This is a genomic window from Actinocrinis sp., assembly GCF_035605935.1.
In the GTDB taxonomy this organism is placed as follows: domain Bacteria; phylum Actinomycetota; class Actinomycetes; order Streptomycetales; family Catenulisporaceae; genus Actinocrinis.
Map to the genome: position 1 here is coordinate 1 of NZ_DATNGK010000046.1, position 14,395 is coordinate 14,395.

Below are 14,395 nucleotides of genomic sequence, written 5' to 3' on the forward strand. Positions count from 1 at the left end.
CCATTCTGTCCCGTTGAACGAGACAACCCGCGTAAGTCGGTTGTCTTGTTCAACGGGACAACCCACGTCATCCGGTTGTCCAGCTCAGTGAGACAACCCCGCACGAGCCGGTTGTCCCGTTCAACTGGACAACTCCGCTCACCCGCCCTGTCCCGTTCAACTGGACAACTCCGTTTACCCGCGCTGTCCAGTTGAATGCGACACGGTGGCCCAGCCCGAACCGTCTCCCTCCCCTCCCCTCAGGAATCGCGATGAGTCTGCTTTCCACCGCCCTTTCCATCCCGCTGATCCTCGAGTTCACGGTCGCACCCATCAATCTGATCACCGGCCGCAACGCGCACATCTTCACCGAGTTCACCGGCCTGACCAGTCGCCCGGCGATGCTGGCCGTCGCCGCGCTCAACGCCGCGGGCGCGGGACTGCTGACCGTCGGCCTGGTGAACCGGCAGGCCGCGGTGCTCGGCGCGCTCGTCATCGGCGGCGTGAGCGCCTGGTACCTGATCATGATGATGCGCAACGGGCACTTCGGCATCGGCGTCCCGGCGTTCCTGCTCACCGGCGCCCTCGCTCTCGGCATCCTGCTCGAGCGCAGCCGCGGCCGCCGCCTAATCTGATGCACCGCCTCGAACACCGCGCAACCGCTCCTGCGCACCCGCACCCGCATACCCGATCCACCCGACCACGCGATCACGTGGCCGCTCGATCACTGCTTAGGCTCGGATTTAGCAGCTCGGCGCATCATATAAGTGCGCTGAAAGGCGGCGCGAGCGGCGGACCGCCCGGGACTGGTGTCCCCTCCCCTCCAACCCGTGTACCGGGCGGTTCGTTCGCGGTCCAGCGCTGTCGGACTTGCTGCACGACCGACGAGGAGTGAGCGCGATGGAAGCCACCGACACGGACACCGTCCCCCAGATCCCGAACGCGTTCCTGCGCGGCATCCCGGTCAGCCTGCTGATCGACGGAGCGCGCGAGCGGCGAGTCGATGAGGTCGACGAAAACCTCAAGCTGTTCATGGGAAACCGGCACGAGCATTTCCGCCCGCTGGCCGAGACCGTCACGATCGGCGGCCGCGAACTGCGGGTGTTCGAGTGGACTCACTCGACCTTCGTGGCCGAGTGAGTCCGCCGGGCCGGCCGGGGTGCCGCACGTCAGGCCGCCTCGGGCAGCACCTCCGGCAGCCCGAAGGCGGCGAACAGGCCGGGGCCGAACGTGGTCACCTCCGCGATCACCGGGCCGCGCGGCCGCAGCACGTCGAGCTTGAACGCCCGATACCGCGAGTCGCCGAAGCGGCGCAGATAGCTGGCCGCGGCCGGCAGGCGGTTCGCGGCGGTCGGCAGCAACCGCCAGTCGCCTTCCCGCTGATCGCCGAAGGCGCGTTCCAGCAGAGTGCGCATCGCGTCGATCCCATCGAACAGGTATGGATACGGCGGCATCGTGATGCGAATGTCCTGCGCGGAGATGGCGATCGCGGCCACCGCGTCTCCGCGCTCGTGCGCGTCTATGAACTGCTCAAGCAGCTGCCTGTCCTGGGTGCTCAGTGTGGGCGCGGACCACTCGCCGCGGCTTGTCGCAAGATTCTGCTGCATGGTGGTGCGCGCCCGTTGCAGGGCGCTGTTGGCCGCCGCGACGCTCGTGCCGAGCAGGCCCGCGGTCTGGTCCGCGGGCCAGCCGAGCACGTCGCGCACGATGAACGCGGCACGTTGCCGTGGCGGCAGCAGCTGCATGGCGGCGAGGAAGGCCAGCTCAATGGTCTCCCGGTCGACCGCGACAGCATCAGGCTGCTGATCGATCGGCGCGGCCTCGTCGAGCATCCGGTCCGGGTACGGTTGCAGCCACGGCACCTCGGCGAGCGATTGCATCTTCGCCAGCCGGCGCGCGTTGCGGCGCAGTTGGTCAAGGCACACGTTGGTGGCGATGCGGTACAGCCAGGCGCGAAACAGCATGCTGCCATCAAAGCCGTCCAGTGCCCGCCAGGCGTTCAGCAGCGTCTCCTGCACGGCGTCCTCAGCCTCGTCGAAGGAGGCGAGCATCCGGTAGCAGTGCACGTGCAGCTCGCGCCCGTAGCGCTGGGCGAGCCGCGCGAACGCCGCCTCATCGCCGCCGATCGCCGCGGCGATTTGCGTCGCGACCTCGGCAGCCTGATCCACCACTGACATCTTGACCGCTGACTTCTTAACCACCGACGTCTTGGCCACTGACTTCTCTACCGCTGCCTGCTTAGCCACTGACTGCCTCACCGCTGACCGCTGACCGCTGACCGCTGACCACTGGCCGCTTGACCACGTCTCCGACTCCGGTCAGCTCTCGTACGGGTCCTTCTTGCGCTCCTGCACCAGCCACTCGTTGCCGTCCGGGTCGCTGAACGAGGCGAAGGAGTTGTAGTCGCCGCGCTGCGGGTCAGGCCCGGAGCGCTGCTGTCCGTTCTCGAAGTGGAAGACTTCGCTCACCTCGATGCCCCGCCCGGCCAGTTCGGTCCGCGCCGCATCGATATCAGTGACCATCAGGTGCAGACCCTTGACGGAACCCGCGGCTTCGTGGTTGCGCATGAGGGCGACCGAACAGCGCGAGCCGACCGGCGTCAGCTGCACGACCCGGAAGTCCTCGGTGGGCTGGTAGTCGACCTCCAGCTTGAATCCCAACTGCTCGGCGTAGAACTGCTTGGCCCGGTCGACATCCGCGACGGGCAGCACGATGAGTTCCAGCTTCCATTCCATGACGGCCTCCTTGGCCAGCGTGGTCGGCTCGGTCACCGACGCTACTCACGGATGAAACGGCGCGGTCGCCGAAAACTCATCGGTGCCCCGATGACTTCTTATCTGCGCAGGTGAGCGCACCGTTCCGACGCGATGGCTGGGCTAGCCCGTCCGGGTGTCCCCGGCTGGGAGAGACAGCGCCGGAGGGGGCGCGCCGGTCACGCCGGGCGCCACGGACACACGTCGTCACATTGCCACATCGCCACATCGCCGCGATCGCTACGGCCGCGACTTCAACCCGAGCCGCGTTTCCGCCGTGGTCCAGTCAGACGCGATCGCCTGCTGCGCCGCGACGAGAGTCACCTTCCCCGAGCACACGGCGTCGTGCAGGTCGTTCTCGACCTTGTCCTTGGCATTCGGGATCTTGCCGATCTCCGGCCAGAGGTTCGCCTCGTCGTTTGAGCCGCCGATCTCCAGCGAGACGAGATGGTCGAGTTCCGAACCCGTACCGCTCGAAACGCCGTACGCGGTATAGAGCGAGCGCTTCGCCTTGTCGGTCTGGCTCACCGGCGGGCGCACGGTCGTGGTGTAGCCGCTGCGGCAGATGGTGGTCTGGATGTTCGCCTGGGTCACCGCGGGATCGAACGAGCCGGGGGTGCACTGCGGGTCGGGGCGCGGCCCGGCCAGGAAGTGGCACGTGCCTATCTTTATCGAGTCCGTGACCTGCTTCGGGTCGTGCACCGCGAGCAACCCGCCGGTGCGCGGCTCGACCGATCCGTTCGAGGTCGCGGCGGAGCTGGCCGACGCGCCGCTCGACGCCCCTCCCCCGAAGGTTATGGTCCCTGACTTACAGCCACTCACAGTCAGTAGCAACACGATAACAGCAGCACTCGCAGATACGGCCTTGGTGCGGATGCCCTGTGCTCCGCTCGGAATTCGCCTCATGCCCGTCACTGTGGCAGATCGGCGGCCTTACGTCTCGCAGCGAATGCGGCCTCTTCGACGAGCTGCTGCGCGAACGCGGCGAAGGCCTCACCGAGGAAGTAGAAGTGCCCGCCGGGGAAGAGCCGCTGGCGCACCTGGCCGGTCGTCTCCCGGGACCAGGCGCTGAGCATGTGCTTCGGGGCGCGCGGATCGGCGTCCCCGCCGAATACGGTCACCGGGCTGCTGATCGGTGGACGGTCCGGATGTGGCGCGTACGAGTCCACGGCGCGCAGATCCGCTCGCGCGACGCGCAAGAAGTGCTCGACGAAGGCCGGCGCGTTCTGGATGCGCTCCGGCGTGCCGCCCATCGAAATCAGCTCACTGAGCAGGGAGTCGTCGTCGAGTTCGTACAGCCGACCGCGTAGGTGGCCCTGGAAACTCGGCGCGGCTCGGCCCGAGACGCCGACCCAGGCCGGCGGGCTGCTCGCGCCGTGTTCCAAGGCCCGCGCGACCTCGATCGCGATCACCGCGCCGAGGCTGTGGCCGAAGATGGCGTACGGCACGTCGGTCCACGGCCGCACCTCGCCGGCAATCAGCTCCACCAACTCCGGCAAGCTTTGCCGCAGCGGTTCGGCGTGCCGCTTGCCTCGACCGGGCAGGTCGAGCAGGACCAAGTCCCAGTCACTAGGCAGTTCGCGGGCAAGCGGATAGTAGACCGCGGCCGAGCCGCCGGCGTGGTGGAAGCCGATGACGCGCAGCGCCGGATCGTCCAGCGGGCGAGGTCGGATGTACCCGGTCGTGGCAGTCGCCGCAGTCGCCGCAGTCGCCGCGGCCGTGGCAGGCGTGCTCGTCATGCGCCGTTCGCCTTGTCGGCCGGGACGCGCGCCGCGATGATCCGGCGGGTGAGCCGATCGATCAGCACGCTGATCTGCAAATCCTCGTTGAAGTCGTCGAGCGGGATCTCGACCTGATAGCGCTCCTCGATGCTCATGGTCAGCTGCATCGCGGTGAACGAGTCGCCGCCGACCTCAAGGAATGTCTCGGTGCGGTCGAGCGCCTCTTCGGCGTGCATGATGTTCATCAGTTCGCTGATCAGGTATTCGTGGATCAGTTCCTGGTCGAGCGCGGCCTGCGCTGTCTCTCCCGCGTCGGCGGCCGACTCGGACTCGGACTCGGACTCGGTCGCTGCCGGACTCTCGCCGGATGAGGCGGCGGCGCGTGGCACGGGCACGCTGCTGCGCGGCTGCGGCTCATCGATCCAGCACCGCTTGCGTCGAAAGACGTACGTCGGCAGGTCGCCAAGGATTGCGGCGCCGGTCGGGCGCAGCGCATCCAGGCGCAGGTCTGCGCCATCGACGAAGATCGCCGCGAGCGCGTTCAGCAGATTTGCCGGGCTCGCCGCGGGGTCCTCGGTGATGAGCGGGAAGACCTGCTCGCCCCACGCGATTTCGGCGGCCGCCGCGCCCAACGCGGGCGTGCGCTGTTCGGCCTTGACTCGCAAACCGAGAGCCTGCAGCAGCCGCTTGATTCGCTCGGCCGGCGGCTGGTCCTCTCCTCCGACGACCGCAGCGAGCATCGGGTAGGCGACACTCAGCGCATTGATTCCTGCGGATAGCCGCACGACCCCCGATCCGACTCGCAGCGTCACCGAGGTCTGCGCGTTCTTCGCGGTCACCTTGCTCGCGTGCCCTACCGCGACAGCCAGCTTCTCGGCCAGCTCGCCGCCGCTCGCGCCGACCACCGCGACGCGATGCTCGAAGGGAGCGCGGCCCGCACGCAGCGTGTGTGCGGCCGAAGCCAGCTGTTCGCGCGCAGTGCCCACGAGGTACGACGCGGTCGCAGACACGAGCTCGGTCAGGCTGGTCGCGTTCTTCGCCGAGAGCGTCACGAGTTGCGGAACCGAGCTGGCCCCGGCCAGCTGCTCAGACGAAGCAGCTGACACGGGCGTGTACGCCTCCAGGATGGCGTGTGCGTTGGTGCCGCTCATGCCGAATGCACTGACGCCTGCGATGCGCCGCTCGTACTCGACCGGCCATGGCGTCTGCGTGCGCGGCACGGCGAGCCGGACACGATCCCACGGAATGTACTCATTGAGCGGCCCGGCATCTGGCGCGACGGCTGTCGGGACCACGCCATGTTGCAGCATGAGCACGACCTTGATCAGCGCCGCGATCCCGGCCGCACCCTCCAGGTGCCCGAGCCGCGATTTCAGGGTGCTCAGTAGCGCGGGCACGGACCTGCCCGGCGCGCCGGCCCCGATCACCGCGTCGAGCGCGCCGACTTCGATCGGGTCGCCAAGCGAGGTGCCGGTCCCATGGGTCTCCACCGCACCGACCTCGTGCGCTGCGACGCCGGCGTCGGCGAGCGCGGCCCGGATGACTTCCTGCTGCGCGTTTCCGTTCGGCACGGTCAGGCCGGACGAGGCGCCGTCGTGCATGACCGCGCTGCCGCGCAGAACAGCCAAGATCGGGCGCCCCTCGCGTTCGGCGTCGTCGAGGCGCATCAGGACTGCGACACCGACGCCCTCGCCGCGGCCATATCCGTCTGCTGCGGCGGTGAAGGTCTTGGACCGGCCGTCCGGGGCGAGGGCCTGGTTCTGGCACAGCGAAACCATCAGGTCCGGGGAGAAGATCAGGTTCGCGCCGCCGACCAGCGCGTACCGGCACTCCCCACGCCGCAGCGCCTGCGCACCGAGATGCAGCGCGACGAGCGAGGAGGAGCACGCGGTGTCGACGCTGACCGCGGGCCCTGAGAAGCCCATAACATAGCTGACCCGGCCGGCAGCCATGGAGAGTCCGCCGCCGGTGCCGTAGTACGGGTCCACTTCGCGATCGCCGGTGCGGTTGGTCAGGCGATCGCCGTATTCGGACGTCATGATGCCGACGAAGACCCCTGCGTTGATCCGGTCCCGGCGGCGGACCGGGATGCCAGCCCGCTCCATTGCCTCCCACGCGGTTTCCAGCAGCAGCCGCTGCTGCGGGTCGGTGGACTCGGCCTCGCGCTGTGACATGCCGAAGAACGCGGGGTCGAACTGGGCTACGTCGGAGAGGAATCCGGCACGCTCGACGTAGGAATGGTTCGGCGTGTTCTGCTTCGGGTCGAAGACGGCGCGCAGGCCGGGCCGGTCCTCGGGGATCTCGCTGATGACGTCGCGGTCACCGAGCAGGAAGTCCCAGTAGTCCTCCGCGGAATTGAGGCCGCCAGGCAGCCGCAGCGCGGTGGAGACGATCGCCAGTGGCGCGGTGCGTGCCGCCTCCAGCTCGCGAATACGAGCCTTGAGCTGCTTGGACAGCTTGAGCTGTTCCTCCATCAGGTGAAGCAGTTCCTTGTTGTCCATTTCCGTCCTCACAGTTCCATGGCGAGGTCGCGCCGGATCGCTTCGAGGAGTTCTTCCTCGGTCAGTTCGCGCTCGGCCGGATCCGGTTGCGGGTGCGGTTGCGGGTCCGGCACCGAGGCCGGTGCCCCAACCGAGGTCACAGCCGAGGCCACAGGCGGGGTCGCAGCCGTAGTCACAGCCGAGGTCCCAGCCGAGGCCACAGGCGGGGTCGCAGCCGTAGTCGCAGCGGAAGCCGGGTTCGGCTCCGGCGCGGATCCCGGTTCGAGCTGGGGTTCCTCGCGCACAAGGGTGGTCAGGTGCCGGGCAAGTTCCTGGATGGTCGGGTAGTTGATGGCGACCACGGCGGACAGGTCATCGTCCATGGCGTGGCTGAGCAGGTCGCCGAGGTCGATCATCATGATCGAGTCCATGTCCATCTCCTCGAACCCGCAGTCGTCGTCGACCTTGGCCGGGTCGCCGAGCAAGTCGCCGGCGAAGCCGCGGATGGTGTCGCGGGCGAGGTCGTAGCGCTCATCGGAGTCGAGGGGGCGCAGCCGGTCGCGCAGCCAGCCGCGCGGCTTGCCGGACGCGTCGGTCTCCACCGCCGCGGCCGGAGCCACACCCGCAGTCACGGCAGCGGCACCGTCGCCCGCGTCACCGACCGCCGATTGCGCTTGCCCTGCTGCGCTCGCTGCTTCAGCGCGCGAACGGTCCTTGACCAGATGTGCGAGGATCGCGGCGCGCGGATGGTCGCCGATCTGCTCGGCGTACTGCTTGAAGTCGGCGTCGATCGCCAGCAGCCGGGGCGCGCAGGTCGTCGCGGCCAGTCCAAGCACCGCAGCCGCGGCCGAGTCAGTCAGCGCCTTGATTCCGAGTTTTTCGGCGGCGCGCGCGGTGGCCGCATTGGCCGCCATACCGCCCTTCGCGCTGGCGATCCACGGTCCCCAGTCCACGCTGGTGGCCGGCACCCCGGCGGCACGGAGGGTGTGTGCGAGGCCGTCGAGGAATCCGTTGGCGGCGCCATAGTTCGCCTGTCCGGCTGAGCCGAGCAGTCCGGCTGCGGAAGAGAAGAGCACGAATGCGGTCAGGTCGTCGTGTCCGTTGACCGCCTCCGCAAGCACCTGCGCACCACGCGCCTTCGCGGCGAAGACGGCAGCGAAGTCCTTGGCCGTCAGCTGGTCGAAAGCGTGATCGGCAGTCGCGCCGGCGAGATGGAAGACGCCTGACAACGGTCCGTCCTCGGTCGCGGCAGCGACCGCTCGCGCGACCGCCGCGGCATCTGCCACGTCGCCCATCACGGTTCGCACCGTGGCGCCCGCGCCCTCGAGTTCGGTGATGACACCGCGCGCGGTCTCGTCCGGCTCGGAGCGGCCGAACAACGTGACCTGCCGCGCGCCCTGCTCAACCACCGTCCGCGCGACGCTGAGCCCGAGCGCGCCGAGTCCGCCCGTGATCAGAACGCTGCCGGGCCAGGCTGGAGGCTCGACGGTTGCGCCGGCTGGGATGAGGCGCGGGATACGCACGCCGTCAGCGTCGATAAGCAATCGATTCTCGTTGATGATCCCCTCGGCCGCGCGAACGAGAATCGCGGTCAGGGCCTGCGCCGACCAGCCCTCCCCCAACTCGACGCGCACGATGCGGCGGCGCGGCTGCTCGGCTTCGAGTGCCGCGAGCATGCCCCACAACGCCTCGCGGACCGCAGCCGCCTGGGTACGCCCATCGCCGAGAATCACGTAAGGCACGTCCTGTGGTGCGTCCTTGAGCGTGGCCCACAGGTCGAGCGCCGATTCCTGCGCCGCGACGGCGTCGAGTGCGTCCTCGAGGTCTGCGAATCGCGCGTCGAGGATCACCTCGGGCGCCGGTCCATTGCCCGCGGCCAGGTCGCTGATGACAGTGTGGCCTTCCGCGCGAAGCTTCGCCGCGAGGGCCCTACCCGGCTCGTACGTGTCCCCGAGTACTGCGATCCGTCGGCGCAACGCGGCCGATGGCGCCGACTCCTGCGGGCACGCGACCCAAGCGAGTTCGTACGCGTTCGGCGTGCCCTTGCGCAGACTCTGTCGCAGGACTGTGCGGCCGACCGGCCGGACGCGGAAGCCGTCCGCGATTATGAGGCTTTCACCGGCGGCGGTGAACAGATGCAGGTCGGCGGTCTCCACGTTCTTGCGGCCGTTTGGCAGCGGCTTGGCCTGCACGACGCGCACGTGGCTCCACAGCTCCTCGCCGGGAGTGGGCCGACCCGGGAACGCGATGTTGTCGATGGCGAACGGGATCGCGAGCGAGGCGGCCTTGGTGGCATGGTCGTCGACCATGAACCCTGCGATGCTCTGGAAGTAGGAGTCGATCAGGCCGGGGTAGATCTCGTATTCGGCCAGCGGTTCGGGCATCGGCGGTTGCGTGTAGCGCAGCAGTGCCTCGTCGCCGCGCAGCCAGATGTCGGCGATCCACCGGAAGGACGGGCCGAGGGTGTAGCCAAGTTCGCGGAAGAAGGCGTAGAACGTCTCGCCGGAGATGTGGCGCCCGGCGCTCGCGATGAACGCGTCGCGGTCAGGGGCCTGACGTCGCGCAGCGGAGTCTTCGGCGCTGACCAGCTTGGCGTTCAGGTGCGTCTCCCAGGTGCCCCGATCCGGGTCCACCAGGCTGTGGATGCCGAGCGGGGTGTTCGATCCCTGAGCCTCGTTGAGCAACAGCTGCACGTCGTATCGCTCGCCGTCCTTGATGACGAGCGGAAGCCGGCATACCAGGTCGCTGATCGACACCGGTTTGCCGTTCGCACCGACCGCGGAGAGGATCGTCGCCAGGTGCGACGACGCCGGAACAAGCACGGTCTCTTCGATCCGGTGGTCCCCCAGGTGCTTGGGGAACGCCGCGGTGCGTTCGAAGGCGAAAGCGCGGCCCTTGATCGCCGGGGAACGCAGCTCCACGCCCCAATGCTTCGGCTGCGCCTTTGCCGTACCGACCGATTCGGTGGCGGCGGCAGCAGCGGCCTGCGCCGGCTTGACCTTCGTCCAGTAGCGCGTATCAGCGAACGGATACAGCGGGGCGTCGGCGCGGCGGTTGCCAGTGACTGCGTGTACGGCTGCCCAGTCGAGGTCCTGGCCTTGCCGGTAAAGCGTGGCCGCCGCCGTCAACATGATCGCGCGGTCGGGCGCGCCCCGATTGAGGGAGGGCACGGCGCCGCCGTGCGGGACCAGCTCGGCCGCGGTGACCATGTTGATCAGCGTCTGGTCGGGGCCGAGTTCGAGCACGACCTCAACGCCGAGTGCGGCCAGCTGCTGCGCGCCCTCGTGGAAGCGCACCGGCTGCCGCACGTGCCGGTACCAGTAATCGGCGTCGAAGTCGCTCGGCCCGCCGACCTTGCCAGTCAGGTTCGAGATGACCGGGGTGTGCGGCCGGTTGAAGGTCATCGGCTCAGTGACGGCCCGCAGCTCCGGCAGCATCGCGTCGATGAGCCGGGAGTGTGCGGCTGCTGAAATGGTCAGCACCCGCGCCTTGGCCTCTTCGGCGCGCGCTCGTTCGGCGACCGTCTCAATGTCCTGTGGCAGCCCGGCGACGACGATGGACTGCGGTCCGTTGATCGCGGCGATGTCGCAATCGGTGCCCCGCAGCCAGCCTTCGACCCGCTCCAGCGGCGCGGCGAGGGAAAGCATGGCGCCGCTTCCGGTGCCCTGCATGAGGCGGGCCCGGTTAACGACGAGCGTCAGGCCGGTCTCGAGGTCCATGACTCCGGCGTAGACGGCCGCGGCGATCTCGCCGACACTGTGCCCGGTTACCACGGATCCTGTCACGCCCCAGGACTTCCAGAGCGCGGCGAGAGCGAGTTCGAGCGCGACGGTGGTCGGCTGAGTGAACCGGATCTGATCGATCAGCTCCTCGTCGGCGCCGTAGAACATCAGGTCCAGCAGCGAGATGCCGAGCTGTGGCGCGGCGATGACGTCGCAGGCGTCGAGGGTTTCGCGGAACACCGGCTCGGTTTCGTACAGCTCGCGGCCCATGCCGAAGTACTGGCTGCCCGCACCGGAGAAGAGAAACGCGACCTTCGGCGGCTTCGTGCGCGCCGGCTCAGTCCGGGACCCGGGCTCGGACCCAGGCACAGACCCGGATTCGCCACGGCTCTCGTGAAGTCCGGCGAGCAGTTCAGCGCGGTTTGCGCCGAGCAGCAGCTTGCGCAGCGGGAAGTGCGCGCGGCCGGAAGCGGCGGTGGTCGCCAGGCGTCCGAGTTCGTCCTCTGTCGCGCTCGTCAGTCTCGCGTCCCAGAGGTCGGTGAGTCGACGCAGACCCGCCGGGTCCGGCGCGGAGATCGGCACCAGGTACGGAATTGGCTGCTCGCCGTCGGCTTCGGACTTTCGCGCCGTAGCCGCCACCACCGGCGCCGCCTCGGGTGCCTCGCCGAGAATCACCTGGGCGTTCGTGCCGCTGAAGCCGAAGCTGGAGACCGCCGCGTATCGCGGGCGGTCCCCGGTGCGCCATGGTGTGAGGGCGTCGACGACGCGGATGTTGACTTCGTCCCACGGGAAGAACGGGTTCAATGTCTCGGCGTGCAGGCTCGCAGGGAGCTGATGATGCCGCAGCGCCAGGACGGTCTTGAAGATCCCGGCCATGCCCGAGGCTGATTCGCAGTGTCCGATGTTGCTCTTGATCGAGCCGACGTGCAGCGGTTCGCCCGGCTTGCGGTCCTTGCCGAAGACGGCCCACGCGGCGTTGAGCTCGATCGGGTCGCCGAGGGAGGTGCCGGTGCCGTGTGCCTCCAAGTACGACACCGCGGCGGCGTCGATCCGCGCGTCGGCGAGCGCGGCTGCGATGACTTGCTCCTGCGCGGCTCCGTTAGGCACGGTGAGGCCGGAGGACGCGCCATCCTGGTTGACCGCGCTGCCGTGCAGCACCGCCAGGACCCGGTCGCCGTCTCGCTGTGCGTCGCGCAGCCGCTTGAGAACCAGAACGCCGCAACCTTCCGCGCGGACGAATCCGTTGGCGTCGGCGGAGAAAGTCTTGCAGCGGCCGTCCGGCGAGAGCATGTGCGCGCGGCTGATCGCGACTGAGCACTCCGGCGACGCGATCACGTTGACACCGCCGGCCAGCGCACGGTCGGTCTCGCCAGATCGCAGGGACCTGATGGCCAGATGCAGCGAGACGAGAGATGACGAGCACGCGGTGTCCACAGCCATCGCCGGGCCGGAAAGCCCGAGCAGGTAAGAGATTCGGCCGGCGGCGACGTTCAGCGAGGTGCCGCTGCCGAAGTAGGCGTCGAGCTGATTGAGTCCGCCACGTTCGAGCAGCCGGGAGTAATCGGAATTCGTGATGCCGATGTAGACGCCGGTGCGCGTGCCCTTGAGGCTCTTGGGATCGATCGCGGCGGATTCGAGGGCGTGCCAGGCGGATTCGAGCAGAAGGCGCTGCTGCGGGTCCAGGCTCTCGGCCTCGCGGGCCGGGATCCCGAAGAAGGAGGCGTCGAAGCGGTCGATGTCGCGCAGGAAGCCGCCCTGGTCGGTGCTGATCGTGCCGGCGCGCAGCGGGTCGTTGCCGTGAAGCGCGGCGCTGTCCCATCGATCAGCCGGCACCGGGCCCACCGCGTCGCGGCCTTCGCGCAGCAGATCCCAGAGTTCGTCGATGGTGTCGGCGCCGGGGAAGCGGCCAGCCATGCCGACGATCGCGATCGGCTCGGCGGACGACGCAGGTGACTCAGGTGACGCGGCCGTTTGTCCCGCTGAGGTGGACACAAGCTGCGGTCCGGCGGCCTGCGGGGCAATGCGCTCGGGACTCGACACGGGCGCGGGCGCCGGCTTCGTCACGACGCTTGCCGGTCCCGCCGCGATCTTCCGGGCGACGTGATCGGCCAGCGCGGTGACCCGAGAATTGTTGAAGACCTCTGCGACGCGCAGGTTGACGGCGAAGGCGACGGACAGCTCGCGGGCCAGGTCCACGGCCATGATCGAGTCGAGGCCGAGGTCGAAGAACCCCGTGTCCTGCGGAACTGTGCGGCCCTCGGGGTAGCCGAGCGTCTTGGCGAGCATGCGGCCGATGTGCACACGGGCAGCCTCGCCGCGTGCGTTCTCGGGCAGCGCCAGCAGTTCGTCACGCAGCGGCGTCGATGCGCCGTTTCCGGCAGCCCCAGGCGAGCCGACAGCCGCATGCGCGTCGCAACTCGCGGCATCTCCGCCACGCGACGGTGCGTCAGTACTCTGAATAGCGTCGAACAGGGACCTGCGACGCAGGGTTCCCATCACGGACGTGAACCGCGGCCAGTCGACCGGGCACGCTATGAGCAGGCCGCCAGCGCTGGCCGAACTGGCGGCCAGCGTCGAACAACCGGTCGCCGGGTCCATCTCGATGATGCCGACGCGGCCGAGGTTTTGACGTCCGGTTTCGTCAGCCATCCCGTCGAGAGCCCACGCGCCGTAGGCGATCGACGTCGCGGGCAGACCGGCCGCAGTGCGGTACGCGGCGATCGCGTCGAGGCCGCCGTTCGCCGCCGTGTACGCGCCGCGGCCCTCGTGTCCCCACAGCGCGGACGCCGACGACGTATGAACGAAGAAGTCGAGGTCCCAGGCGCGTTCGCCACTGAGCAGGTGCAGCCACCAGGCTCCGGCGAACTTCCCGCGCAGCCCTTCGGCGAAGTCGGCAGCGGTGGCCTCGGCGAGTGGCTTGTGCGGCAGTCCACCGGCTGTGTGGATGATGCCGCGAACCGGCGGCAGTCCGTGACCGCTGTCATCGCTGTAATCACAGGCTGCTGCGATGGCGGCGGCGAGACTGGCCTGGCTCTCGACGTCTGCGCTGCCGTATACGACCTCTGCGCCGAGTGTGCGCATGTTGCCGAGCGCGGCCGCGGCTGTGGCGTGCAGGTCGGTCTCCGGGGTGCGGCCGAGGAGGAGCAGGTGACGAGCGCCGCGCCGGATGAGGTCGAGCGCCATCTCCCGTCCGATGCCGCCGAGCCCGCCGGTAAGTATGTACGTCGCGTCTGGATGAACAGGCAGCTCGGGCTGCCAATCGGCGGCGACGGGACGGATCCTGGCGCCGAAGGCGCGGCCGCCGCGTACAGCGAGTAAGTCATCGGCTGCGGCATCCGGGTCGGCGCTTGGGCGAGCGAGCGACAAGGCGATCGCCGCGTCGTCGCCGGTCGGCGAGGCCGGAAGGTCGATGACGCCGCCCCAGGCCGGGGGGTACTCAAGGCCAAGGACAGGCAGCAATCCGTGCAGCAGTCCGTGATTGCCAGCGACGATCGAGTCCTGGCCGGTGACTTGCCGGGTCGCGCGGGTGAGTGCGTAAACGCGGCCGGGCAGTCCGGAATCGGCGAACGCCCGCACTGCGCTGGTGACCGACGCGCACAGTTCAGCGCCTGCTGCGGTGGTGCCCGAGACGTCAGGGGCGTCGGACGACTCTGGTAGCGCCATCGCCTTCTGAACCAACACGAGACTGACCGGCTTTGCGACGGCCTCAGTGTCCTGAGCGCCAGTCTGCGACCGCTCCG

Annotated in this window: 8 protein-coding genes; 2 read left to right on the forward strand and 6 right to left on the reverse strand. The window is 68.9% G+C overall.

From position 1 onward, the window contains the following. Positions 1–251: 251 nt before the first annotated feature. Together VN779_RS03380 and VN779_RS03385 are read left to right on the forward strand one after the other, a co-directional pair. On the forward strand, positions 252–614 hold the full coding sequence (locus VN779_RS03380) for a hypothetical protein (protein WP_325720013.1): 363 nt from the start codon (positions 252–254) through the stop codon (positions 612–614). A 265-nt stretch (positions 615–879) separates the two neighbouring features. Next, positions 880–1,119, forward strand: coding sequence for a DUF5988 family protein (locus VN779_RS03385; RefSeq protein WP_325720015.1), 240 nt, complete (start codon positions 880–882; stop codon positions 1,117–1,119). 29 nt (positions 1,120–1,148) lie between these two features. Here the strand turns inward: VN779_RS03385 and VN779_RS03390 are convergent, their stop codons facing one another. The 6 genes from VN779_RS03390 to VN779_RS03415 form a co-directional block, all read right to left on the reverse strand. Beyond that, the gene (locus VN779_RS03390; RefSeq protein ID WP_325720017.1) at positions 1,149–2,225 is read right to left on the reverse strand and encodes an RNA polymerase subunit sigma-70; all 1,077 of its coding nucleotides are present in this window, start codon (positions 2,223–2,225) and stop codon (positions 1,149–1,151) included. Between the two features lie 72 nt (positions 2,226–2,297). Beyond that, on the reverse strand, positions 2,298–2,750 hold the full coding sequence (locus VN779_RS03395; RefSeq protein ID WP_325720019.1) for a VOC family protein: 453 nt from the start codon (positions 2,748–2,750) through the stop codon (positions 2,298–2,300). Between the two features lie 222 nt (positions 2,751–2,972). Beyond that, on the reverse strand, positions 2,973–3,638 hold the full coding sequence (locus tag VN779_RS03400; RefSeq protein ID WP_325720021.1) for a hypothetical protein: 666 nt from the start codon (positions 3,636–3,638) through the stop codon (positions 2,973–2,975). A gap of 5 nt (positions 3,639–3,643) precedes the next feature. Continuing rightward, positions 3,644–4,471: a thioesterase II family protein gene (locus VN779_RS03405; protein ID WP_325720023.1), complete on the reverse strand. Its 828-nt coding sequence runs from the start codon at positions 4,469–4,471 to the stop codon at positions 3,644–3,646. Next, positions 4,468–6,954 (reverse strand): beta-ketoacyl synthase N-terminal-like domain-containing protein, encoded by a 2,487-nt coding sequence (locus tag VN779_RS03410; RefSeq protein ID WP_325720025.1) that lies wholly within the window; start codon positions 6,952–6,954, stop codon positions 4,468–4,470. Before VN779_RS03410 ends, VN779_RS03405 begins: the two co-directional genes overlap by 4 nt. An 8-nt stretch (positions 6,955–6,962) precedes the next feature. Next, the gene (locus tag VN779_RS03415) at positions 6,963–14,336 is read right to left on the reverse strand and encodes an SDR family NAD(P)-dependent oxidoreductase (RefSeq protein WP_325720027.1); all 7,374 of its coding nucleotides are present in this window, start codon (positions 14,334–14,336) and stop codon (positions 6,963–6,965) included. Positions 14,337–14,395: the final 59 nt, after the last annotated feature.

What these genes read in the sequence shown, in the direction of transcription:
- VN779_RS03385 (WP_325720015.1), top strand. Translation starts at nt 880, where the DNA reads ATGGAAGCCACCGACACGGACACCGTCCCCCAGATCCCGAACGCGTTC.
- VN779_RS03380 (WP_325720013.1), top strand. Translation starts at nt 252, where the DNA reads ATGAGTCTGCTTTCCACCGCCCTTTCCATCCCGCTGATCCTCGAGTTC.
- VN779_RS03405 (WP_325720023.1), bottom strand. Translation starts at nt 4,471, where the DNA reads ATGACGAGCACGCCTGCCACGGCCGCGGCGACTGCGGCGACTGCGGCG.
- VN779_RS03400 (WP_325720021.1), bottom strand. Translation starts at nt 3,638, where the DNA reads ATGAGGCGAATTCCGAGCGGAGCACAGGGCATCCGCACCAAGGCCGTA.
- VN779_RS03410 (WP_325720025.1), bottom strand. Translation starts at nt 6,954, where the DNA reads ATGGACAACAAGGAACTGCTTCACCTGATGGAGGAACAGCTCAAGCTG.